22 protein-coding genes are annotated in these 22,398 nt (G+C 31.5%); 8 read left to right on the top strand and 14 right to left on the bottom strand.

Annotated elements, in window-relative coordinates; all coding sequences use genetic code 11:
- The first annotated feature begins 395 nt into the window (after nucleotides 1-395).
- The 3 genes from EVJ46_09730 (at nucleotide 396) to speD (ending at nucleotide 5,024) form a co-directional block, all read left to right on the top strand.
- Nucleotides 396-2,084 (top strand): methyl-accepting chemotaxis protein, encoded by a 1,689-nt coding sequence (locus EVJ46_09730; GenBank protein RZD15790.1) that lies wholly within the window; start codon nucleotides 396-398, stop codon nucleotides 2,082-2,084.
- A gap of 66 nt (nucleotides 2,085-2,150) precedes the next feature.
- Nucleotides 2,151-4,499, top strand: a complete 2,349-nt coding sequence (locus EVJ46_09725) for a hypothetical protein (protein RZD15789.1) — start codon at nucleotides 2,151-2,153, stop codon at nucleotides 4,497-4,499.
- A gap of 117 nt (nucleotides 4,500-4,616) precedes the next feature.
- Nucleotides 4,617-5,024 (top strand): adenosylmethionine decarboxylase, encoded by a 408-nt coding sequence (speD, locus tag EVJ46_09720; protein ID RZD15788.1) that lies wholly within the window; start codon nucleotides 4,617-4,619, stop codon nucleotides 5,022-5,024.
- A 309-nt stretch (nucleotides 5,025-5,333) separates the two neighbouring features.
- Here speD and EVJ46_09715 read toward each other — a convergent pair whose 3' ends face one another.
- The 6 genes from EVJ46_09715 to EVJ46_09690 form a co-directional block, all read right to left on the bottom strand.
- On the bottom strand, nucleotides 5,334-6,158 hold the full coding sequence (locus EVJ46_09715) for a 2-amino-4-hydroxy-6-hydroxymethyldihydropteridine diphosphokinase (protein ID RZD15787.1): 825 nt from the start codon (nucleotides 6,156-6,158) through the stop codon (nucleotides 5,334-5,336).
- Between the two features lie 117 nt (nucleotides 6,159-6,275).
- On the bottom strand, nucleotides 6,276-7,460 hold the full coding sequence (locus tag EVJ46_09710) for an LL-diaminopimelate aminotransferase (GenBank protein ID RZD15786.1): 1,185 nt from the start codon (nucleotides 7,458-7,460) through the stop codon (nucleotides 6,276-6,278).
- A 97-nt stretch (nucleotides 7,461-7,557) separates the two neighbouring features.
- The gene (locus EVJ46_09705; protein ID RZD15785.1) at nucleotides 7,558-8,328 is read right to left on the bottom strand and encodes an FAA hydrolase family protein; all 771 of its coding nucleotides are present in this window, start codon (nucleotides 8,326-8,328) and stop codon (nucleotides 7,558-7,560) included.
- A 165-nt stretch (nucleotides 8,329-8,493) separates the two neighbouring features.
- Complete coding sequence (gene bioD / locus EVJ46_09700) at nucleotides 8,494-9,240, bottom strand: dethiobiotin synthase (protein RZD15784.1); 747 nt, start codon at nucleotides 9,238-9,240, stop codon at nucleotides 8,494-8,496.
- A gap of 11 nt (nucleotides 9,241-9,251) precedes the next feature.
- Nucleotides 9,252-10,373 carry a chemotaxis signal transduction protein CheV gene (locus EVJ46_09695; protein ID RZD15783.1) on the bottom strand — a complete coding sequence of 374 codons (1,122 nt, stop codon included), beginning with the start codon at nucleotides 10,371-10,373 and terminating at the stop codon, nucleotides 9,252-9,254.
- A 300-nt stretch (nucleotides 10,374-10,673) separates the two neighbouring features.
- Nucleotides 10,674-11,483 carry a GGDEF domain-containing protein gene (locus EVJ46_09690; protein RZD15782.1) on the bottom strand — a complete coding sequence of 270 codons (810 nt, stop codon included), beginning with the start codon at nucleotides 11,481-11,483 and terminating at the stop codon, nucleotides 10,674-10,676.
- 356 nt (nucleotides 11,484-11,839) lie between these two features.
- Here EVJ46_09690 and EVJ46_09685 point away from each other — a divergent pair, with 356 nt between their 5' ends.
- Nucleotides 11,840-12,238, top strand: a complete 399-nt coding sequence (locus EVJ46_09685) for a DUF302 domain-containing protein (GenBank protein RZD15781.1) — start codon at nucleotides 11,840-11,842, stop codon at nucleotides 12,236-12,238.
- A gap of 421 nt (nucleotides 12,239-12,659) precedes the next feature.
- Here the strand turns inward: EVJ46_09685 and EVJ46_09680 are convergent, their stop codons facing one another.
- A complete protein-coding gene (locus EVJ46_09680) occupies nucleotides 12,660-14,009 on the bottom strand; it encodes a hypothetical protein (protein RZD15780.1) in 1,350 nt (449 codons plus the stop codon).
- A gap of 538 nt (nucleotides 14,010-14,547) precedes the next feature.
- On the opposite strand from EVJ46_09680, the gene EVJ46_09675 reads away from it, so the two are divergent.
- Nucleotides 14,548-16,056, top strand: a complete 1,509-nt coding sequence (locus tag EVJ46_09675; GenBank protein RZD15779.1) for a trehalose-6-phosphate synthase — start codon at nucleotides 14,548-14,550, stop codon at nucleotides 16,054-16,056.
- The gene (locus EVJ46_09670; GenBank protein RZD15778.1) at nucleotides 16,053-16,997 is read left to right on the top strand and encodes a mechanosensitive ion channel family protein; all 945 of its coding nucleotides are present in this window, start codon (nucleotides 16,053-16,055) and stop codon (nucleotides 16,995-16,997) included. Before EVJ46_09675 ends, EVJ46_09670 begins: the two co-directional genes overlap by 4 nt.
- A gap of 45 nt (nucleotides 16,998-17,042) precedes the next feature.
- Here the strand turns inward: EVJ46_09670 and EVJ46_09665 are convergent, their stop codons facing one another.
- The 6 genes from EVJ46_09665 to EVJ46_09640 form a co-directional block, all read right to left on the bottom strand.
- Nucleotides 17,043-17,474 carry a hypothetical protein gene (locus EVJ46_09665; GenBank protein ID RZD15777.1) on the bottom strand — a complete coding sequence of 144 codons (432 nt, stop codon included), beginning with the start codon at nucleotides 17,472-17,474 and terminating at the stop codon, nucleotides 17,043-17,045.
- A 16-nt stretch (nucleotides 17,475-17,490) separates the two neighbouring features.
- Nucleotides 17,491-17,964, bottom strand: a complete 474-nt coding sequence (locus tag EVJ46_09660) for a hypothetical protein (GenBank protein ID RZD15776.1) — start codon at nucleotides 17,962-17,964, stop codon at nucleotides 17,491-17,493.
- A gap of 166 nt (nucleotides 17,965-18,130) precedes the next feature.
- A complete protein-coding gene (locus tag EVJ46_09655; protein ID RZD15775.1) occupies nucleotides 18,131-18,697 on the bottom strand; it encodes a nitroreductase in 567 nt (188 codons plus the stop codon).
- Nucleotides 18,698-19,018: 321 nt separating this feature from the next.
- Nucleotides 19,019-19,564 (bottom strand): hypothetical protein, encoded by a 546-nt coding sequence (locus tag EVJ46_09650; protein RZD15774.1) that lies wholly within the window; start codon nucleotides 19,562-19,564, stop codon nucleotides 19,019-19,021.
- Nucleotides 19,557-19,760 (bottom strand): hypothetical protein, encoded by a 204-nt coding sequence (locus tag EVJ46_09645; GenBank protein RZD15773.1) that lies wholly within the window; start codon nucleotides 19,758-19,760, stop codon nucleotides 19,557-19,559. The genes EVJ46_09650 and EVJ46_09645 overlap by 8 nt, the downstream gene beginning before the upstream one ends.
- A gap of 454 nt (nucleotides 19,761-20,214) precedes the next feature.
- Nucleotides 20,215-20,397, bottom strand: coding sequence for a hypothetical protein (locus EVJ46_09640; protein ID RZD15772.1), 183 nt, complete (start codon nucleotides 20,395-20,397; stop codon nucleotides 20,215-20,217).
- A 266-nt stretch (nucleotides 20,398-20,663) separates the two neighbouring features.
- Between EVJ46_09640 and EVJ46_09635 the strand changes: the two genes are divergently transcribed.
- Nucleotides 20,664-20,984, top strand: a complete 321-nt coding sequence (locus EVJ46_09635) for a hypothetical protein (protein RZD15771.1) — start codon at nucleotides 20,664-20,666, stop codon at nucleotides 20,982-20,984.
- A complete protein-coding gene (locus EVJ46_09630; protein ID RZD15770.1) occupies nucleotides 20,985-21,227 on the top strand; it encodes a hypothetical protein in 243 nt (80 codons plus the stop codon). It begins immediately after the preceding gene.
- Nucleotides 21,228-21,269: 42 nt separating this feature from the next.
- On the opposite strand, the gene EVJ46_09625 is transcribed toward EVJ46_09630, so the two are convergent.
- Nucleotides 21,270-22,187, bottom strand: coding sequence for a hypothetical protein (locus EVJ46_09625; protein ID RZD15769.1), 918 nt, complete (start codon nucleotides 22,185-22,187; stop codon nucleotides 21,270-21,272).
- Between the last annotated feature and the right edge of the window lie 211 nt (nucleotides 22,188-22,398).

Genomic DNA, 22,398 nt, shown 5'->3' with positions numbered 1-22,398 from the left:
TCTTTGTATTTCCGTATTCAATGTATTATAATACTGTTTCAATTACAAAAAAATAAAATAAAACTGCATCTAAGCAATATTTTAATAATATATTCTAATAAATTCTAACAATTAATTATGGATAAAGTATTTTTATATTTGTATATAGCCGGCGTAGTATTTTTTTTTAGTTTTTTAATTACATTTACAGGTTCATTCATATTTTTAAAAATTAAAAAGGTAAAAGTTAAAAAACAGATTTATCTCACATATTTATTAATTTTTGTCATTCTTATTATAATAATAATGATATCCGGAATAAAAATAGGCGCAATATGATTAGAAAATCTAATTATCTTATCGGCATTATATATCAATCAATTAACTATATCTATATTTAGAGGGGTGCTCACAAAATGCTTGCTACATTTAAATCAAGATTATATTTTGCAGCAATAATGATGTTTGTAGTAATTCTAATAGGCAATTTTGTAATTATGGGATACATCGATTCTTTTAAAAATTACTCCTATACACAATCTGTTATAGGTTCGACGATATCTTCTCTGCTAAAAGTTCAGAGAAATACTATCGGTATAATATATCTTTCTAAACTCAGACAAAAAGATTTAAAAATAGCAAAATTAGAAAAGAAGACATTTAATTCATCTGTAATAAATAAAAAAATATTTGATTTAAGAAATGCGATAAAAAAAGCCCGCGTTGACAACACATTATCCATAAATGGATTTACAACAGGATTCAGCCATGAAAATTTTAAAACAGTTTTTGGCGTCAAAAAGAAATATCTAAAAAAATCTTCAAGCAAACAGATTAATCTTAAAATGCTCCAGCTCAAAAAATTTATGGCATCATACAGACCTAATATGGTTAAGCTATTAAAAAATCCGATTAAAATAGGACCGACGATTAATCCTGATTATTTTAAAACAAAAATAGACGCCATAATTGCCAACCTGAACTTCGTAAAAGAAAAAATAGCTGCAAAATCTGCCGCTAAAATTAAAATGCTTATTGATTTCTTTGTAATTCTCCCAATCTTTGCATTGCTTCTATTACTTGCAATAAGCTATTATTTTAAAAAATTCTTAATTGAAGAATTAATAAGCACAACAAATAAAATAGGCGAAGTTGCGAAAGGAGATTTAAGAACTAAAATAAAAATAAACGTAAATCCTAAAAATGAAATAGGTCTGCTCGTAAGTCACGTTAATATATTGATAGACTCGCTAACCAACAATGTAAGTTCTATTACTCAAGCCGTAGAATCGGTGTCAAGCTCCAGCACAGAATTGAACGCATCGTCTTCAGAACTTGAAAACGCGATAGACCATATGAAAAAAAACAGTTCATCGATAGTTGAATCCATTAAACAATTAACCCTTGCAATTGTCGAAATTGCGAAAAATTCCAGCAATGGCGCTCAGGAAGCCGATTATACACAAAAAGCCACCGAAGAAGGTTATAGTGCCGTTCAAAATGTTATTAAGGAAATTACATCTATTGAAAAATCGGTAGATAATGCTGCAAATGTTATAAATAAACTTGGCGAATCTTCTCAAAAAATAGGAGAGATTATCGCCGTTATTAATGAAATTGCGGACCAGACCAATCTGCTTGCTTTAAACGCAGCTATAGAAGCGGCACGCGCTGGAGAACAGGGAAGGGGATTTGCAGTAGTTGCCGATGAAGTGCGAAAACTTGCCGAAAGAACAACAAAAGCTACAAAAGAGATAACTAATATGATATCTTCTATTCAGGAAGATACTTCAAAGGCTGTTGAATCAATGAGTTATGGAAAAGAAGAAGTTAAAAACGGTGTAAACGTTGCTAAAAATGCAGGCATCCAAATTAATAAAATTAAAGAGCTTTCCGTTAAGCTGAAAGATATGATAACGCTAATTGCAACGGCTGCCGAAGAACAGTCAACCGCAACAGAAGAAATATCCGCATCGTCAGACAGTATTTTGCAGTCTCAAGAATCTGCAACATCCAGCGCAGCACAGGTAAAAATAGGAGCAAACGAACTTTCGAAATTGGCTTCGGAATTGTCTAAGGTAGTAAATATATTTAAAATTAAATGATAATAGCAGTAAATAATAATAAATAAAAACAAATAAAAATTATAATGGCGCTGAGCGATATCGACAATGAACAACAATCGGAAAAATATTAAAAAAAAATTATTTATAATTATTTTTATTTTTATAATATTTTTTTTAACAGGCTCTTCTATTGCATTCATGCTCAATAAACCACTCAGATATACCTTTAAGAAAAACATATTCGTTCCTTTAAAAAATTTTACGCTTTCGATATTTAAAATAAAATCTGCAAAATCTTTAACTGAAACAACAATTAAGCAGACTGACGCTGCCGTTCATACTGCTTCTACCGACAATAAGAGTATAATCAAACCGCAAACCAATGGTATTAATAATATATACAGACATAGAAATAGTTTAAAAATCACTATGCCGGCTAATTTTATATATCCCTATCTTTATCACGGCATATATAGAAAAGGAAATAATTTATTCAGCGTAATAATGTCTAAGTTAAATTATCTGCCGATAGAATGTATTCCCTTTAGCGCCGCCGACATCGGTAAAAATTATATCTATATTAAATATGAACATAACAGATATTGCAGATGGAAATGGCGCTGGAAAAATCTGCCGGATAGTTTTATAAAAGATTGGAAACCGGATTACTTTTCAGCTATATTGGAAGGCGCTGCAATGAATTTTCAGCATCAGAACAAACTCAGGATAACCGGAAGAATTAATGAAAATGTATGGAAAACTGCTTTTAAAGATTTAAGAAATCATAAAACAAATAAATACGGTTTGACCGTCGTATGGGCTGACAAAACCTTTCCAAAAACACTGCATTTATGGAAAAACGGAAAAAATATTTTAGTTTCATTTGTTAATACCGGTGTTTTCGATGCGCCGACATACAACGGGATATTTCCGGTCTACGAACGCTATTTTGAAGCCACTATGTCGGGCAAAACGCCTTGGCATCAGCCGTATGACGATAAAAATATTCCTTTTATAAACTATTTTGATTTTGGAGAAGCAATACACGGATTTCCGAGAGGCATGTACGGCATCAATAAAAGCCTAGGCTGCTTAGAACTTCCTTTAAGAAATGCGTGGATAATCTGGAAACAGATAAACTACGGCACAATGGTAGATGTGATTAAAAATACGCATATTAAACCGGCTTTTAAACAAAAAAATTACCTGCATCCAAAAATTAAAAATTTTATACCTGATAAAAATTTCTTAAAATATTATTTACTTAATAAAAGAAACTCTATAAAGGTGATCTCTTTACTGAATAAGAATAATAAGAATAAGAATAAGAGCAGACACCTTCATAAAAATACCGATTTTGCTTATCCTGCTATTGATAGCTATAGAAAGAATAGCTCAGATATGCCTGATATGCCCTTAAAATTAAAGTTTATATATGTCGACAACAGTATGACATTTCAAGACGTGCCGGTTACCTCATTAGTTTATTTTAAATTTAAAACAAACCGAAATAACACCGGCTATAATTTTTTTAAAAAAGTTATACTCACCAGCGGAATTAACTACGGCGGAAAAATAGATATACTGTCTAAAGCATCCGGTAAAAAAAATAAATTATTCTTCTCCGATGTTAGAAATCTAAAAGGAACATATATCAGAAGCGTTTACTCATTATCAAAATTGTCAAAAAATTTTAATAAAACCGATATAAAAAAATGTTTGACTATAAAACAGAGAAATTCAGGAATACTGAGCAATCTTGCTGTAAACAATAGAAATAATACCTTATGGGTCATTTCGTATTTATATTCATACGCTAAAAATACATTCAATAATTACTTGTGCAAAATTAAAATAAATAATAATCATACTATGTCTCTGCAGAAAAAAATGCTGCTTAAAAACTATGTTTCTTATCTGACTTTCGATAAAAACGGTAATTTGCTGCTGAGCGGACTAAAATTTAAAAACGGGAGCGCTGTAAATTATATTGAAGAAATTAAAAACAAATATTTAAATAAAAGATTAAACAATCAATATATTAAGCGTTTATATGCAATTTCTGGTAAATTCTCTTCAACAATGCCGATAGTCTCCGGATATAAAAATACCTTATGGGCGCTAAAACATTCCTTTCACAACGGATATGTTTATAATAATATACTGAGGCTAAGAATTAAACAGCGCTATCTAAAACACAAATATGCAAACAAATATGAAAATACGGTTAAGCCGTCTGTAAAAAATATCGCAAGCATCAGAGGCTATATCGGCAATTTATCTGAAAACAGCAGCGGAGATTTATTTTTTATCAACAACGTTTTAAAACATGGCATTTTTTATAAAACACTATATGAAATTAATCCAAACTCCGGCTCATATAATCCCGTCAGACTATTAAGATTTAACGGAAAACTTAACGGCGTTGCCGGAAGCATTATTGTTTTAAATTAAAAAACTTAAAAAAATATATTTTTTTAACAAATTCTTCTTGCATTTTTATCTGTATGCAATATAATAAAAAATCGTGCTTTTATTTTTTAATATAATGTATATGGAGGTTGAAAAAAAATGAATTCTCTTGGGATACACCTGCTTTTGGAGTTAAAAAAATGCAAGCCGTATATTCTTGCTGATTTACAATTTGTAGAGACAGCTATGCTTGATGCTGCGGTAAATGCAAAAGCTACAATAGTAGAACATAAGTTTCACGAATTTAATCCGTTCGGTATCAGCGGAATGGTCATAATTGCCGAGTCGCATCTGTCTATTCATACATGGCCTGAGTATGATTACGCTGCGGTTGATATTTTTACATGCGGGGATATAATTAAACCGCAGGTAGCTGCTCAATTTTTAATTGAAAGATTCGGGTCTTTAGAACCGCAAATGATGGAGGTCAAAAGAGGTCTCATTTCAATGTATGACCAAAAGCTGCCGCATAAAGTAGTTTGCGAAGAGAAGCTAGTCGCTCGTTAGCGTTCTAAAATTTTATAATTATTATTTGATTATTTTAATTATTTTGATTATAAAAAATTATCTTAATCTAATTGGGACTATCGCATTTATAGTTATGTTTATATATAGTTTAAGTATAACAAATAGAACGGCTGTCAAGGCTATAGGCGTTTACAGGAAACAATAATATATTGTCTTAATATTAATATGAGCAGCTGTTTACGCGAGATCTCAATTAGATTTCTTTGATTATTAAGTTCTTTTTTTATTTAGTTAGTTACTAATTGCTTACTTAATTATTTATTTGTCTAAATTATTTGTTGTTATAACTTATATCTTATTAATCATTAAATAGTTATCGCTGAAAACACCGTATGGTTCAATGAATTGAGATTTGCCTTCTTCTGTTTCGATAAAATCGGAGAGTATATTTTTATATAATTTTTTAGTTAATGGGTCGGTGATGTTTTCATCTATATCTAATAATGGTTGCAAAACAAATTTACGATTTTTTAACTCTTTATGAGGTATATTTAATACAGGAGGATGCGGATGCGAAAAAATCCTTTCGTCAAGCAGAAGTATGTCGATATCTATTTCTCTTGGACGATATTTAATAAATAAATCCTTGCCTTCATTTTTATAATCAAACTTCCTGCCTATCAGTTTCTCAATATTTTTAATTTTAAATAACAAATCACTACCGATATTCTCGTAATCACGATGAGCATAATCTGTCATTATTTTATCATTATCATCAAGTTCAGAAATTTCAGCGCTTTTAATAATCCAGCTGTTATCGTCAGAACAGTCGCTGTCGGTAAGATAGTCATTGCTTAAATTAAGTGCCGATTGATTAGGTTTGGCATCAGAATAGCTGCTGCCGGTAGTAAGGTAGTCGCTGCAGATGCAGTTATTATCAATTTTATTTTCATATTTATAAAGAACAACGCAATTTAAAAATACAGGAATAACACCTTTTTTGCATTCATCTTCGCTAAAACCCACCGGAGAAGTTTTATATACCCTCGAAGCTTTAATTAATTTTAAAACTCCTCCGTTATTTAATTTTATTAAATTTATTAATGAAATAGCATTAATTAAATTGACTTCTTTGTTGCCTAAATTGCTTCCTAAACCCAGATAAACATCCATGTGATGTTTTATATTTATACTTTGTATTTATGTTTTTTATATTTATACTTTGTATTTTATTTATGCTTTTATTTGCATACTTTGTATTTATGTTCTGTATTTACGCTGTAATGTCAGTTATGCCATTCTTTCAAGAGCTTCTTTTATACGGTCTTCGCTTATGGTTAGCGAGAATCTTATATATCCTTCGCCGTACTCGCCGAAACCTGAGCCGGGGGTTACGACAATTCCTTTATCGTTAAGCAGCGACATGGCAAAATCCTTCGATGATACGCCTGCTGCAGGAACTTTTGTCCATACATAAAAAGTTGCATCTGATTTATAAACATCATAACCGAGATGTTCAAGTCCTTCAATAAGAAGTTCTCTTCTCTTTCTGTATATTTTATTATTCTCTTTAATAACTTCAAGTTCATTATCTAAACCGTATGCGCCTGCCAGCTGAATTGCCTGAAACACGCCGGAATCCATATTCGTCTTTACCGCTCCCAGTCCGCTTAAAACTTGCTTATTTCCGCAAACAAAACCTATTCTGAATCCTGTCATATTAAATGTCTTAGAAAGGGAATGAAACTCAATACCTACGTCTTTTGCTCCTTTGACGGATAAAAACGATTCAGGCTCGGTATCTCCCGTAAACACTTCAGAATATGCAAAATCATGCGCTACTATAAAACTATATTTTTTTGCAAGTTTGACCACTTCATTGAAGAAAAACTTATCGGCTTTAGCAGAAGTAGGATTATTGGGATAATTTAAAAACATAATCTTAGCCTTCTTAAGCACGTCTTCAGGAATTATAGAAAAATCCGGCAGAAAATCATTTTCCTGTTTAAGAGGCATAACATAAGGAATACCGCCTGCAAAAATAGTTCCGGCATTATAAACAGGATAACCCGGATCAGGAACAAGAACAATATCTCCGGGATTAACGAAAGCCAGAGGAAGATGCCCTATCCCTTCTTTTGAACCTATCAAAGAAAGAACCTCCGTTTGCGGGTCCAACGAAACGTTAAATCTTTTACTATACCAATTTGCGGCAGATTCTCTGAATTTTAAAAGACCTTCATAGGAAGGATACTTTTGATTTATATCTATCTCGCTTTCTTCTTTCAATACATTCACGATAGCTTTTGGCGTGGGCAAATCGGGGTCGCCGATACCGAAACTGATAATATCTACCCCTTTGGCTTTAACTTCCTGCTTTAGCCTGTCAATCTCGGCAAAAAGATAAATGGGAAGCTTATTTAGTCTTTCAGAAAATTTAAATGAACTTTGGTCAGCAGCGTCTGTATGTTTCATCAGTATTATCTTCTCCTAATTAGTTAACAATTTTAAAAATATTGTTTTCTGAGGCATTTTTAGATTATTTATGCGTTTCGTTTTGATTCGTTTAATTTCATTCTACGAAGTTTTTTAATGTGCCGATATTTTCTATTTCAATTTCAAATATGTCTTTGTGATTTAACGTCCCAATCCCTGCGGGAGTTCCGGTAGAAATAATGTCCCCCGGATAAAGCGTCATAATGCCTGAGACAAATTCAACTAATTCAAAAGGGCTGAATATGAGGTCTGACGTATTAGAAGATTGCTTTAATTCCGCATTTAAATAGCCTTTAATTGCAAGATTAGAGGGATTGTCTATTTCTGTTTCTATATAAGGACCTACAGGAGCAAAAGTATCAAATCCTTTAGCTCTGGTATATTGAATATCCTTAGCCTGTAAATCCCGTGCCGTGACGTCATTTAAGCAGGTATAACCGAATATAAAATCTTTAGCGTCTGATTTTTTAACATTTTTTGCAGTTTTACCTATAACTACCGCCAGCTCAGATTCATAATCAACCCTTTTTGAAGCAGCCGGCATTACTATACTGCCGAGATGAGGTATAATACTGGATGACGGTTTAATAAAAAGAAGAGGTTCCTCCGGTAATTTTTTTTGCATTTCCTGCGCATGATTCTTATAATTTAAACCGACAGCGACAATTTTAGTAGGCTGAACAGGAGGCAAATATTCAAGCTCGGTTAATTCATACTGTCTGCCTGTATAATCAATATCGCAAAAATCAAAGTCTTCTATGACGTTGACGAATGTTCCTTCAGGGGATAACGTTCCGTAATATGTTTTCATCTCCCCTTTTTTATGCCTAAATCTTCCAAATTTCATAATAAATCCTTATTGTAATAGCAATAGAAAAATATGAACATACATTTATCTGCAAAATATAGTATAAAAGTAAAGTGAAAAAACAACTAAAAAGTTAAATGAAAAAGCCACAGCTCTCAACTCGAGCAGCAGCATGATGACACTCCGACCTTATAGTTTATTTTATCATAATATACTGTCAAAATCTATATAATTTAAAAGCAATGCTTTTAAATAGATAAAATTTTTCCGTTCATCAACCGAAAAATACGGAATATCTCCGATTATCGGCACATCGGTAAATTCCCTCAACACCTCTTTATTTGAGAATACGCTTTCATCTGTTTCATTTCTTGCATTATTTATAACAATGCCTGCAAGTTTAATATTGTTATTTTTAGCATAATCAATGCTCAGTAACGTATGGTTCAGCATTCCAAGACCTGCTCTGCTGACTATTATAACTTCAGCATCTATATATCTGGCAATATCTATCATAAAATGCCCTTTTTTAAGCGGCACAAGCATACCTCCGGCTCCCTCAACTATTAAAATATCGTAATTGCTCTGCAAATCGTAAAAACTATACAAAATATCTTTAATGCAAATCGATTTATTTTCAAATTTAGCTGCAGCGTGCGGAGATAAAGGATGTTCAAAAGTAAACGGACATATCTCCTCTAAACTTTCCTTTATATCTGATTGTTTTTTAACAAAAAAACTGTCAATATATTTCTTTGAGCCGTCGCAATTTAATTTAACCCCTGTTTCTATAGGCTTCAAATATCCAGTTTTTTTGCCGTAATATTTTAAGCCATTAATTATTAAGGAGCTCACAAATGTTTTGCCGACATCCGTATCTGTTCCTGTTATAAAAAAAACACGCTTTTTTATTTCCAAAATAAATAGCCCTCTATTCGCTATTATATCTATTCTCTATAATATCAATCTAATTTTAGCACTGTCTTAATTGCTTTGTTGAATTCAACAGGGTCAAATTTAACAATATACAAATCGGCACCGGAGGATTTACCTTTAGATTCGTTTTCCGTTCCGCTGAGGGAAGTATGCATTATGATTGGTATATCTCTGTACTTGTCATCAGCCTTCATAGTTTTGGTGAAAGTATAACCATCCATGACCGGCATCTCAACATCGCAGATTATAGCATTAATATTATATTTTCCTGAATAGACGACATCAAGCGCTTCTTTTCCGTTTTCCGCCATAATTGTTTTAAACCCTTCTTTCAAGAGGGCGTTATTTACCATTTTTCTTGCGGTTGAAGAATCGTCAATTATAAGAACATTTATATCGCTTGCAATCTCCTTCTTTTCCGCATCTATTTCACCTATCTCTTTTTTATAAAATCCAAGTTCATCAACGATAGATTCAAAATCTAACAAAAGAAGCAAATCATCATTTTCTATTTTTATTATACCGGTAACTTTTGAATCTTCTTGAGAAACTGACGACAATTCAGTTTTATTGATATCAACCCACGACACACGCCTTATTCTTGTAGTTTCATGGACAATAAAGCCGACTTTGACTTTATTAAATTCTGTAATAATAACTTTAAAATTTTTCTTTTTTAAATTTTCCGGTTCCGCTAACCCCATCCATTTTGGCAGATTAACTAAAGGAACAACAAAACCTCTCAGATTAAACATTCCTTCTATAAATTCATTACTATTGGGAACTTCAGAAATATCTTCCGGCATTTTAATGATTTCAATGACTTTGGCTACATTTATTCCGTATATTCCTTCATTTATTTCGTCTCCGTATTCCTCCAACGAAAGCTTTAAGCTGCTTTCTCTGGAATAGCCGCTTTTATCGGATGCTAAACCTTGCTGTTCTGACGAACCGTCGTTGCGTGAAGAATCGGATAAATCGGACAAACCTGCTTTTGATTTATTGCTTATAATTTTGTCAAATACCGCATTGGGCTGCTCATTAATACTAAAAAGTCTGAAATCAACAAGCTCCATTTTGTTCTGTCCGACTTCTAATATATTCTGCCCCGCATTCACTGGCGTTTCTTTGGGAATATTAATACCCATATTTATATCCTCGTTTATTTTATAGTTTATTTTATATTTAGTTTATTTATAGTTATTTCAGATTATATATTACTTTATTCAACTGTTTTTTTCAATATAAGAATATTTCTTTAATCCTGCAATAGAAAATATTTATGCATTTCTTTGCTCGGTTAAGCAAAATATAAGGAAAAGGTGTCAGATTTTATTTTTTTGCATATGAAATAGTTTAATTAACAAAGAAAATATTTGCAAAAAAATTAATCTGACACCTTTTCCGAGTAGATAACTTTCTATTGCAGGATTAAGGTATTTAAAAAACTAATCGTCAATCCATGGATTTTCAGAAACTTCAATATTTTCATTGTTTGCATCTACGGAAATTATTCTATTTCTGCCTCTGTTTTTAGCATCATATAAAAGTTCGTCAACTTTTTTTAAAAAATCTTTTGCTTTATCTTCAAATTCTTTTGAATAAGATATTACTCCCATACTTATAGTGATTTTTCCTGTATCTTTTATATTAATTTTAGAAATTAAAGTTTTGATTTTTCTTGCGACGTCTAAACAGTTAGATAACTCGGTCTGAGGCAAAACAATCATAAACTCTTCGCCGCCGTACCTGGCGGCTATATCGGATTTGCGAATATTATTTTTTAAAATTTTTGCTACTTCTTTTAACACTACGTCGCCCTTATCATGGCCATAAGTATCATTAATTTTTTTAAAATGGTCAATATCGCACATTATTAACGAAAATATCGTACTGTATCTTGAAGCCTGATCAAATATATTTTCGTAAAAGCTGTCGAAATACCGCCTGTTGTATAAACCGGTCAAACTGTCGGTCATAGCTATATCTTCGGAATTTTTTTCGAAAAATATTTTTTTATACCTGGTAATAATCCAGACGACGGTTATTGCCGATATAAATAAGATGAACTCTAAAATAAAACTTATATAAATAAAATTCTTAGCACCGATAAAAATAGATTTATTAATTTCTCTTAATACGCTAAAATCGTTATAAATCAAAAAATTAGAACTTATAAATAATACAACCAATACTAAGCAAATCTCTATTATAATTGATAAAGTCAATATATAAAATATTTTTTTTTCTTTATCCATAATAATATTTAACCATAAATAATAAAAAAAATGATAAAGCCATAATAAACAAAAAAAATAATAAATATTGTCTTACTGATTTAATGCTGTTATTTTTAAAATTAATTTAGCATTAAATACTAATATTGTCAATTAAATAGCAATATTTTAATTTTAATTTTAGAGGTTTAATTATGAACAGACACCCTGTTATTTAATTAATTTAAACGAAATAATCGTTAATTTGACAGAAATAGACACTATCTTTTAATTTGCTTGAAAAAATAAAATATTGATGTTAATATATATATATCTGTATATATTAATATACTACAATCAAACAAAAAATAATTTATTAAATTTAAGGAGAATTTGACATGACTGAAAGTATCGGCATTAAAAAAACGGTTAATTTAGATTTCGACAACGCAATTTTAAAGGTCAAAGAAGCATTTAAGGCAAACAGTTTCGGCGCTATAACAGAGATAGACATTAAGAAAACTTTAAAAGAAAAAATAAATGCAGACTTCAAGAAATACACTATTTTAGGAATGTGCAATCCTAAAATAGCTATGGATGTACTTGATATGAGCGATGAAACAGGGCTTTTGCTTCCTTGCAATGTCTGCATATATGAAGATAAAGAAGGCAATGTTATAGTCAATGCCGTTAACCCTGCCGCATTGCTAAGTTTAGCCGCCGATACAGATGGCAGTTTGAAAAGAAAATCTTTAGAAATAAAAAAAATTATTGAAAAAGCAGTTGCCGATATTTAAAATTTTCTAAACAGGCTGCTGTGAATAAAAAAATAATATAGTTCTATCTATACTGTATATACTATGCATATATTTATCCATTATATATGTCTAATACGGAAAAGGTGTCAGATTAATTTTTTTGCAAATATTTTCTTTGTTAATTGAACTACTCCATATGCAAAAAAATAAAATCTGACACCTTTTCCTTTTCATATATATAGGCGTACCTATGCAGCCTGTTTGTTATTTTAATTAACTAAATTGCATTGATAAATCTGCGACAGCATTATTATATTATATTTATATTTTATAGTAATATTCATATTATACATCTAGCGCTTGTTATATATTTTCAAATATGCTTCTGTATATATATGTATATATGTATATAATCTATACATAAATATATGTTATGCATAGATATTACGTTTATCGGCGTTTAAGCTTTTACCTGAACGCTTCTTATTAAATCGTCTAATTTTAACTGTACTTCTTCGGAATATTTTTCTAACTGCTCCGCTAATTTTTTAGCTTCGCTTTTATTGCCGCTCTGTATTGCAGCGACGATTGCTTTTCCTGTTTCGTGAACCTTCGGATGGACTTGACCTAACGCAATAAAAGCCGGATTATCTCCGTATTGTTCTTTGCCCGGACCATCATACCATTTCCCGAGCCTGCATTCGTGATGAGAGGTTAATTCCGAAGGGCTTACCTTCGTATTATTAGCCACAAAAATATCTAAAACATTTGAAACCCATGTAACATGGTCGCCCTTAGTCAGGGTTAAAAGCATTGTATCGTAAGGAAAAAACATAAATTCGTTTAAGTCCTTCTTGAAACCGTTTAATAATTCATCTATAAGACCGTATAATTTTTTAAATGTTGCGCTTCCGCTTTCTAGATCTCCCGTTATAGCTGTAATGTTGGAAGCCATTTCTTTTGAAACGAATGATTGTTCTTCAGCGGCTGTTGCAATTCTGCTTATGCTGTCTGAGGTCTTTATAGCTTCGTCGTTAGCTTTTTTTAGAACATCTTCCACTATATCTAATGATTCTTTGCTGTTGTTCATAAAATTAATTCCGTCTGTTACTTTTTCCTTAACGGCGTTAGACTGGTCGTTTATAACCATTGTTACCTGCTCAATTTCTTTTGCCGCTTTTGCCGATTTTTCTGCTAATTTTCTTACCTCGTCGGCTACCACGGCAAAACCTCTGCCCTGCTCTCCCGCTCGAGCCGCTTCAATTGCAGCGTTCAATGCCAAAAGGTTAGTCTGGTCGGCTATATCTTTTACTTCCGAGGTAAGACCCGTTATTTTCTGGGTATTTTCTACAAACTTTGTAATTGATTCGCTCATCATTTGAACAGCCTGCATTACCATACCCATCTTCTCGGAGAGCTGGTTTAAAGCATTAGAACCTTCAGTCGTCTGGTCAACGGTCTGTTTTGCCGCTCCTGCGGAAAACTGTGCATTTGAAGCGATTTCTTTTATTGTCTGAGACATCTCTTCAATAGAAGAAGACGTAGTATTTGACATTGTTAATATCTCGCCTAAAGATTGATTAAATTCTGAATACAGCACTTTAGATTGAGCCGCCGTGCTGAAACCGCCGACCACTATATCTGCAATTTCAACTATTTTGCGCCTTGTTTCCATTGCTTTTAGGAAGTCATTATCTTTGACGTGTTTAGCCTCTTTCTTTATTAATTCTTTAAGTTCCGCATTGGTTCCTATAAAAGCGGCATTAATAAGCCTGCATTTTTTTTCAACTTCGTTGTGTCCGCCGAACATAAAATTGCTCCTCCGAATTTTTAATATAATATTACAACATTTTTAATAATTTTTAATATAAATTGTATATAACTTATGCAATTTATACAAGTTTTAAAAAATATTTAAGTACAAAAAATATAAAAATAAGTACAAAAATCAAATGGATACTTTTATATGTATATTTATATAATATAATTAACAGGTTTCATAATGTAATTATGTATTGTGCGTTATTATATTATGTAATTATAATTATGTAATACAACATGAATTTTTGAAATAGGTGTCTATCGCTAGCTCAAATAATCTAATTTAGATATCACACTCATTTTTATATTTTTTTATAATATATCAAATTTTTATGATAATGTATAGTTAATAATAAATTATATTCAAATTATTAAATTATAAATCAGGATAACGGATAAATGAGCTTCTGATACTGAATTTACTCGCCAACTGTTCAGTTTTTCTGAAAAATAGGCAGAGCCTGTCCTAATTTAAGATAATTTAAAATTGAAAAAATAATAAAAAAATGGTATAATTATTGCTACATATGGAAAAAAAACAATTTAATATTCTGATTAAAGAAAAATTTAAAAATATAAACCTGATTGCGGTTTCCAACAGGGAGCCTGTCGTACACGAATATTCAGGTAAAAAAATAGTTTCTAACCGTTCCGTAGGCGGTCTTACTATCGCTTTAGAGCCTATAATGCGAAACCTTAACGGAACATGGATTGCTTACGGAGGCGGAAGCGCCGATAAAGCGGTTATAGATAACAACAATAAAATTAAACTGCCTCCGGGTGAAGAATCGTATTCGCTTAAAAGATTATTTTTAAGCAAGGAAGAAATAAACGGATATTATTACGGATACGCAAACTCTGTTTTATGGCCGCTTAGCCACATAGTTTACAAACAGCCCGAATTTAATTCAAAAAATTTTGAAATTTATAAAAACGTAAACAAAAAATTTGCCGATTCGGTTATAGAAGAAATAAAGACTATTGCAGCGAACAACGACAGTCTGCATAACAATCTGCAGGATGAAGCTGACAATGTTATCTGGCTGCAAGACTATCATCTGTCCTTAGCCGCAAAATATATAAAAGAATACGATGAGTCGTTAAAAATTGCTATATTCTGGCATATTCCGTGGCCAAACCCTGAAGTTTTTTCAATATGTCCGGAAAAAAAAGAAATTTTAGAAGGACTACTATCGAATGATTTAATAGGTTTTCATATTTTATACCACTGTCAGAATTTTCTTAAAGCCTGCGAATGGGAACTTGAGGCTCAGGTTAACTGGGCTGATTACTCCGTTACGTACAAAGGGCATAAAACTATTATTAATCCTTTTCCGATAAGTATAGATGCAAGGTCTATATATGATTTTTCAACAAATATCGACATAAACTCGGAAGAATTTAATGAATTAAAAGAGGTTATAGAACCGCCTTATCAATTTTTGGCTCTTTCTGTTGACAGGATTGATTATACCAAAGGCATAAAAGAAAAATTAATGGCTATCGACCTGTTTTTAGAAAAATATCCTGAGTTTATAGGGAAATTTGTTTTTTTACAGCTTGGCGTTCCGTCCAGAATGCATATAACTGCATACAAAGAATACTACGATGAAATAAACAGCCTGACTGAACAGATAAACTGGAAGTATAAAAATGACGACTGGCATCCAATTGTTTTATTTTTGAAGCAATTGGATTTAAAATCATATATTTATTTTTATAAAATTGCTGCTATTGTGATTGTAAGTCCGCTGCATGACGGAATGAATCTTGTTGCAAAGGAGTTTATAATGTCGAATACTGATTGCAACGGAATGCTGGTATTATCAAAATTCACGGGTTCTGCCAAAGAGCTTTATGATGCGGTTTTAATCAATCCGTACAATATTGAATGCTTTGCAGATTCAATCAAATATGCGATAGAATTAAATCCGGAAGAAAAAAAACAAAGAATTACCAAAATGCAGAATATTATACTTGATAACGATATATTCGACTGGGCGTATAACTTCCTTTCCAAACTTAAAACTATATGAACGCAAATAAAAACTCGGACGATAATAATAAAAATAAGCACAATAAATATAAAAAAATATCATACTATCTTGCAGGCATTATAGCGACGTTACTATTTTTGTCGGGGCTTCTGTACGCAATACCTATATATTCAAAAAATCTTCCAAAACATTCTTACTCAATAATAGAAGCTGTTTTGCTGCTCATTTTCGGCATTTTAATAATAAAACTCGTTCAGGAACTGTTTGTCAAAATTATTCACAATTATATATCGGAAGACAGATTAGGTTTTTTAAAATTTATATTAAATTTTACGGCATATTTCACACTGTTTCTGTTAATTTTTTCTTCATTAGGCATAGATATTTCAAATATTCTTCTTGGAGCTACGTTTTTAGGCGTTATATTCGGTATAGCATCTCAGACCGTTCTTTCAAATTTATTATCAGGATTTACTATATTATTTGCAAAACCGTTCAAAATAGGTGACAGAATTACAATAGTAACTTGGCAATACGGTCTTCTGATGTCCACATATCAGCATGAGGCGGTTAAACCAGGTTATACCGGCGTCATTAAAGATATAAATATTTTATTCACAACCATTAAGGAAGACAACGGTTTTATTATGAAAGCGCCGAATAATATTTTAATGCAGGCGCTGGTAACAAATTATGCAAATACTAATAAACGATTAGTAAGGGTCAGATTTGAACTTGATAAGGTAATAGATTTCGAAAATTTTAAGAAAGACCTGAATGTTTATTTGCTGACTAAGAAAGATATCATAGAACAGAATCCTCTTCCGATAATAAGGATTATAGATTTATCGCTGACAAGCTATTTTGTTGCTGTTGAAGTTTTTACTCCTTCTATTTTCGAGGACCCTGTGAGAGATGCAGTACTGTCATACGTCCTTATAAGACAATCGGAGATATTAAGCAAACCTTTGTTAAAATAAATCAGGCAGATTGATTAAGATTCTGCGCTTCATATGAATATAGGATTATAACCAATTTTTCATTAAATTTATTCCGTGAGAACTTAAATAATAATAAATCAATGTATAGCAAATAGTGCTCGCTATCAGAGGCACATAAAAGAACAAAATATCGTTTCGTCTGTTTTCCACTAATCCAAGAACTAAAGAAACAAATAAAGTACCCACAAAAAATTGTCCTGCAAAAAAACCTATATAAGCGCCGTTTTTGACCCATTTGCTATTAACTTTATTTAATTTTTTCTTAAAAAAATTAAATTTTCTCAGATACTGCGCAAAGTAAAATATAAGCGTACATATAAGAATTTCAGAAATTATTACGAGCAGGATAGAAATAAAAGGATTCAGTTTTGCAACAGTTATATATGCTACAGCTAAAAACTTACCGCCAAAAAAAGGATTAATATTTATAAGAATTAAAATCAGGTAATCTAACATAGTATATACATTTGGATTATTTTAAAACTTTTACTTTTAATTTTAGAGAATCTTTATCTATGAGGGACGAGGAATTTGGAGCTTCTATTATAACAACTTTTCTGCCTTTTGCAATCGGCTCATCGGCATAAGCTTCCCACCTTTCGCCGTTTAAATCTATCTGTCCAAATCCGTTTGCAGGTATATCCTCTACCACATCGGCGGCAGAATTTATTATGTTATCGACAGGCGATTTTCTGCTTGTTTTTTGAGCTTTATATCCAAGAATAAAAAATATAACTATAAATATTACAATTGCTATGTATGTAGGCATTACTATATGCATAAAAAGCGTCGGTGTTTTTGCAGAATACATAAAAATAATGATCGTTCCGACTACAAACAAAACCGCACTGACAGAAGTTAAAACTCCGTATGAAAATACAAAAAAATCGCTTACAATCAAAGCAAACGCAACGAATACTAATATATAGGCAACTGTTATCATCATAATGTTTATATTATACACCAAAAATTTACTATATAATACATATTTATTCGCACGTATTATTTATATTATGTTGCTTTATGGTTTCACAATAAATAAAGCTTCACAATAGCTATGAAAAAAAAGAGCATATATCATATATAAAATTAGCTGCCTCAGGGACGCTTTTTTATTTGTCTAAAAAACAGTATTTGTTAAAGCAAGCGTATTCGTCAAATGATTTACGTTCGGGCCGCTCAATTTCGTCATGTCTTTGTTTTTCGCTCAAAACAGGGTTTATTTCCATTTTGTGTTTGCTAAATATTATAAGAGTTACTATTTCCATATCGTCAGGCGATTTTATAACACTTTTAACTATTTCAGGATTATAGCCGGCTATTGGATGGGCGACGTATCCAAGCTCAGTTGCTTTAAGAATAAGGAAAGCTGACGCAATTCCCGTATCGAAAAGATAATATTTTCTATAATCCAAAACACAATCATCATTCTGCTTTGATAAAACGACTATTATCATAGATGCGCTGCGTGCCCAATCATTGCCTTTGGAAAGGGCGGTTTTTAGCTCTTCAAGAATAGCATTTTCATAAACAAATACAAATTTCCATGGCTGATGATTAAAACAAGACGGCGACAAAGACGCGAATGAAGATAGCGTTTTTATAAGGTCTTTATTTATTTCTGTTTCTTCCAAAGATCTGTAGGCGCGTCTTGACTCGATAGCTACTGATACATCCATTTTTTGTTCCTCCTTAATATATTTAACCCTTCTTTTACTTTAATGACGCCGATAGGTATATTATCAGACAGCCTTAAATATGCGGCATGCAGCATCTGCATCTTTATCATAATATATTTTCATTTTTATATCCTCTTAAATTTATTTTTTAATTATTCCAACAGATTTATTTAATTTTTGAGCTCCGTTAAACTTTCGTTTTTTTGAAATATTAAAATGCGGAATAAGCATTAAATCTTTTTTAACATATTTTTCTATTGCTTTTTGAATGTCCATAATATTTATAATAGTAGATTTATAATAGTGTAATATTTTTTGCGGTTAATAATTAATTTTAAAAAACTCCGTTAAATTATTTATCTTATTAACCGGCTCCGGTAACGTTTTATCCTTATATCCTCTGTTAAGCCAATACGCCTTGCAGTCCGGACAATTTAACTCTATATGATGAATTACAGCGTCGTAATCGTCTATGAAATATTTTATTCCAAGTTCCGAAATAATTCTATGTTTTTCTTGAACTCCCGCATAATATACGGGAATATCTTTGTTAAATATTTTAGATAGATTTGATTTCCTTAAATGTAGTATTTCTTCGGGAAACGATGTTATAAAGCATTTGATATTAATGATGTAACGCTTTAAGTTTAAGACTTCGTCGAAAATATCCATATCGGAATAGTCTATATTTAAGTTAATTAAAGATAACTGTTCCTGCGTGATTTCGTATCTTTCAGTCATATTGTATATTTCGGGATGCTTAATTGAGATATTTAGATTAAGCCTAGCGGCTTGCTTCAAAAAGGTCTTTTCGTAATCGAATATCACGCCGTCAAGGTCTAATGCGGTTTGGTTTGAACTATTCATCTCGGATATACCTATTTGTCGACAGTTCTTCCCTTAATGCTTTTATAGCATCTTTTATTGACTCTTTAAAATCAGTCTCTAATTTCTTAATTTCATTTATATTGTTAATTAGAAGAACTGTCCGATTTATCATAAAGTTGGAATGTTCATTGTTATTTTCTAAAGTTTCAGAGTAAAGCATGAGTGTTTCTATCATTTTTTTACAAACATATAGGCATTAACAACTTTTTCTGTTGATGATTCATCAAATAAACCGATTTTCCCAGAGTTATTATCATATATAGGCATATAATTAAGTTTAATCCTAACTACTATTCCTGTTATGTAATATTCCTCGTTATCTTTTTCATTGAAATCATTCCAAAAGCGGTTGATAATAAGGCATATATAGTTAGCTCATGGACCAGTTCTTTTGAATTTGCATTTTGAAAAGTTTTATTAAAAAATTCAACAGCAAGAACACCTAACGCAAAGGCAAGCAGCATAGTAACAAAGTGTATTTTTTAAATTTTAGTATAAAATTTTCCATAATCTCTCCTAATTATTTTAATTATATATTTTTAAATTAGCCATATCAATCGCTCCCGCCATATCTTTATTAAAATATTTTAAATATAAAGAATTTTTTCAATAACATCGCATTCATTCTGTTATCTGTATTTATTTACGGTTTCTTTGAAAGACAAATTCTCAATTTCGCCGATTAATGCTTCGGGCATGTAACCATAATCTAATTTTAACGCCTCGGATAATTCCTTTTTTAATTTTTTATAATTATCGCTGTTTTTATCCTCTTCTAATTCAGATAGATAATAATCGGCGTAATCATTCACTAAATATTGAATCTGTCTGATATAGTAATCCTCTAACTATTCTTGAGTATCTAAGTCTATAGCTTTTTCTTCTAAAAAATCGGCAACCGTTTCATAGTTGTCTATGACATATTAATTATCCTTAGAATACTGAATTCTTTTCTTTTTTTATAATATAAATTATTCAATTAATAATAACATTTATATATTAGTGTATCAATACTGCATATTGCATCTATCTATTTTTGTATTGACAAAATTAACCATATTATGTTTATATATATGGTATGCCGATATTAAAAAAAGAAAACGAGATAACGATAAGAGCATTTATAGATAAAAACGTTTACGATAAAGCGCTTGCGTTTAAAGAAAAAGCCTTAAAAGAATACAACATCAGGCTTTCAGTGAGGGATATAATTAAAAAAGGGCTTTCGCTTAAAGAAGACGAATTAAGCAGGGTTAAAGTAGTATCTTATACCGAGCCTGAACTTTTTGAAAGATATATAAAAATAAAAGAAAAAAACAAAAATCTGGAAGTAGGCGATATAATATGCGCAGGATTAAGACAATCGTTAAACGAATTTAAAAAAATAATCAACGAATAAATGACGGAAAAAAAAGACAAAAAAGACAAAAAACAGGTTTATATCGGAGTCAAACTTACGAGAGACGAATTTGGCGAGATAAAAAAGATGCAGGAAGAAGCAGCTGAAAACGGACTGAGGCTTACCATAAAAGAAATATTAGACAGAGCCTTTGAAATAGGGCTTGAAGAAGCGGAGAAGGAACTTGAGGAAGAAAGAAAAAAACGAGATAAAACCAAAAAAGAAACCGGTAAAAAAAGATAAGAACGTTTCTGTGCGTATATCCTTAGAACTATTCGAAGAATATCAGGAAGCAAGGGAAATAGCCTTAAAAAACAAGAAACATCTGTCTTTAAGCGCCATAATAAGAAACAGCGTTAAGGAATATATAGAAAGGGCAAAAGGCATAGTTTGATGCGGCAAGATTAAATCTTCTGGCTTTTGCGACGGAGGATAAAAGCTTTTTGCTTTAGATATCGATTTGGGGGATATTTTTTCAATAAACTCTATGGATGGCTCTCCTTTCAGTTCTTTATATATCTGGATATAGGGTTTAGAAAGATATTTTTTAACGAAGTTTTCATTTTTAAGAGCAAAATCAAGGGCTGTTTTAATATCAAATTTTTTAAGAAGAGATGCCGTGTTGGGTCCTATGCCCCATACGTCTTCTATTAATATATTGCTTAAATATAAATGTATCTTATTCCCCGGTATCGCCGTTATTCCGTGCGGCTTTTTATATTTAGAGGCTATCTTTGCAAGAACTTTGGTTATGCTTATGCCTATAGATACGCTTATTGAAAGCTCTTGTTCTATAGTATTTTGAATTTTTACGGCTATTTCTTCGTAGGAGCATGAATATAGCCTTCTGAGTCCGGTTAAATCAATAAAGGCTTCATCTACGGAATATTCTTCTATTTTAGGAGAAAATCTTTTCAGTATCTCAAACATACGGACGGAGAAAAGACCGTAAGTTTCGTGATTGGAATCGAGTATTATTATGCCCGGGCATATTCGTTTAGCATCCGATACGAACATGCCTCTTTTAACGCCTTTAGCTTTGGCTTCATAGCTTAAAGCTATTATTATGCCGCGTTCTTTACCAACGGCTACGCATTTGCCTTTAAGCGCGGGCATGGAAGCCTGTTCGCACGATACGAAGAAAGCGTCGGCGTCTAAATGGGCTATTGCCTGAGGCCATGAATGAACGGATAAAACTTGCATATGTTTTTATTGGATTTATTTATCTTGATTAAACTATGGTTAAATTACCGCAAAAATAAGATATAACGCATATAATATTATATAGACGACAATAGCGCCGACACCGGCTTAAAGCTAATTTAAAATACACTGCCAAATTTAAATGCTAAACTAAAACTAATGCCAACGCCGATTTAAAACTAATTTAAACGCTAAACTAAAACGAAAACTA

Source organism: Candidatus Acididesulfobacter guangdongensis (assembly GCA_004195045.1).
Taxonomy (GTDB): Bacteria; SZUA-79; SZUA-79; order Acidulodesulfobacterales; family Acidulodesulfobacteraceae; genus Acididesulfobacter; species Acididesulfobacter guangdongensis.
The sequence above is the reverse complement of the archived record's forward strand: the minus strand, read 5'-3'. Positions and strand labels throughout refer to the sequence as shown.

Excerpts from the sequence above, each read along its gene's own strand:
- speD (RZD15788.1), top strand. The coding sequence starts at position 4,617 with ATGAATTCTCTTGGGATACACCTGCTTTTGGAGTTAAAAAAATGCAAG.
- EVJ46_09665 (RZD15777.1), bottom strand. The coding sequence starts at position 17,474 with ATGTTAGATTACCTGATTTTAATTCTTATAAATATTAATCCTTTTTTT.
- EVJ46_09650 (RZD15774.1), bottom strand. The coding sequence starts at position 19,564 with ATGAATAGTTCAAACCAAACCGCATTAGACCTTGACGGCGTGATATTC.
- EVJ46_09660 (RZD15776.1), bottom strand. The coding sequence starts at position 17,964 with ATGATGATAACAGTTGCCTATATATTAGTATTCGTTGCGTTTGCTTTG.
- EVJ46_09705 (RZD15785.1), bottom strand. The coding sequence starts at position 8,328 with ATGAAATTTGGAAGATTTAGGCATAAAAAAGGGGAGATGAAAACATAT.
- EVJ46_09625 (RZD15769.1), bottom strand. The coding sequence starts at position 22,187 with ATGCAAGTTTTATCCGTTCATTCATGGCCTCAGGCAATAGCCCATTTA.
- EVJ46_09725 (RZD15789.1), top strand. The coding sequence starts at position 2,151 with ATGAACAACAATCGGAAAAATATTAAAAAAAAATTATTTATAATTATT.
- EVJ46_09695 (RZD15783.1), bottom strand. The coding sequence starts at position 10,373 with ATGGGTATTAATATTCCCAAAGAAACGCCAGTGAATGCGGGGCAGAAT.
- EVJ46_09690 (RZD15782.1), bottom strand. The coding sequence starts at position 11,483 with ATGGATAAAGAAAAAAAAATATTTTATATATTGACTTTATCAATTATA.
- EVJ46_09635 (RZD15771.1), top strand. The coding sequence starts at position 20,664 with ATGCCGATATTAAAAAAAGAAAACGAGATAACGATAAGAGCATTTATA.
- EVJ46_09645 (RZD15773.1), bottom strand. The coding sequence starts at position 19,760 with ATGATAGAAACACTCATGCTTTACTCTGAAACTTTAGAAAATAACAAT.
- EVJ46_09630 (RZD15770.1), top strand. The coding sequence starts at position 20,985 with ATGACGGAAAAAAAAGACAAAAAAGACAAAAAACAGGTTTATATCGGA.
- EVJ46_09730 (RZD15790.1), top strand. The coding sequence starts at position 396 with ATGCTTGCTACATTTAAATCAAGATTATATTTTGCAGCAATAATGATG.
- EVJ46_09710 (RZD15786.1), bottom strand. The coding sequence starts at position 7,460 with ATGAAACATACAGACGCTGCTGACCAAAGTTCATTTAAATTTTCTGAA.
- EVJ46_09670 (RZD15778.1), top strand. The coding sequence starts at position 16,053 with ATGAACGCAAATAAAAACTCGGACGATAATAATAAAAATAAGCACAAT.
- EVJ46_09715 (RZD15787.1), bottom strand. The coding sequence starts at position 6,158 with ATGGATGTTTATCTGGGTTTAGGAAGCAATTTAGGCAACAAAGAAGTC.
- EVJ46_09675 (RZD15779.1), top strand. The coding sequence starts at position 14,548 with ATGGAAAAAAAACAATTTAATATTCTGATTAAAGAAAAATTTAAAAAT.
- EVJ46_09655 (RZD15775.1), bottom strand. The coding sequence starts at position 18,697 with ATGGATGTATCAGTAGCTATCGAGTCAAGACGCGCCTACAGATCTTTG.
- EVJ46_09685 (RZD15781.1), top strand. The coding sequence starts at position 11,840 with ATGACTGAAAGTATCGGCATTAAAAAAACGGTTAATTTAGATTTCGAC.
- EVJ46_09680 (RZD15780.1), bottom strand. The coding sequence starts at position 14,009 with ATGTTCGGCGGACACAACGAAGTTGAAAAAAAATGCAGGCTTATTAAT.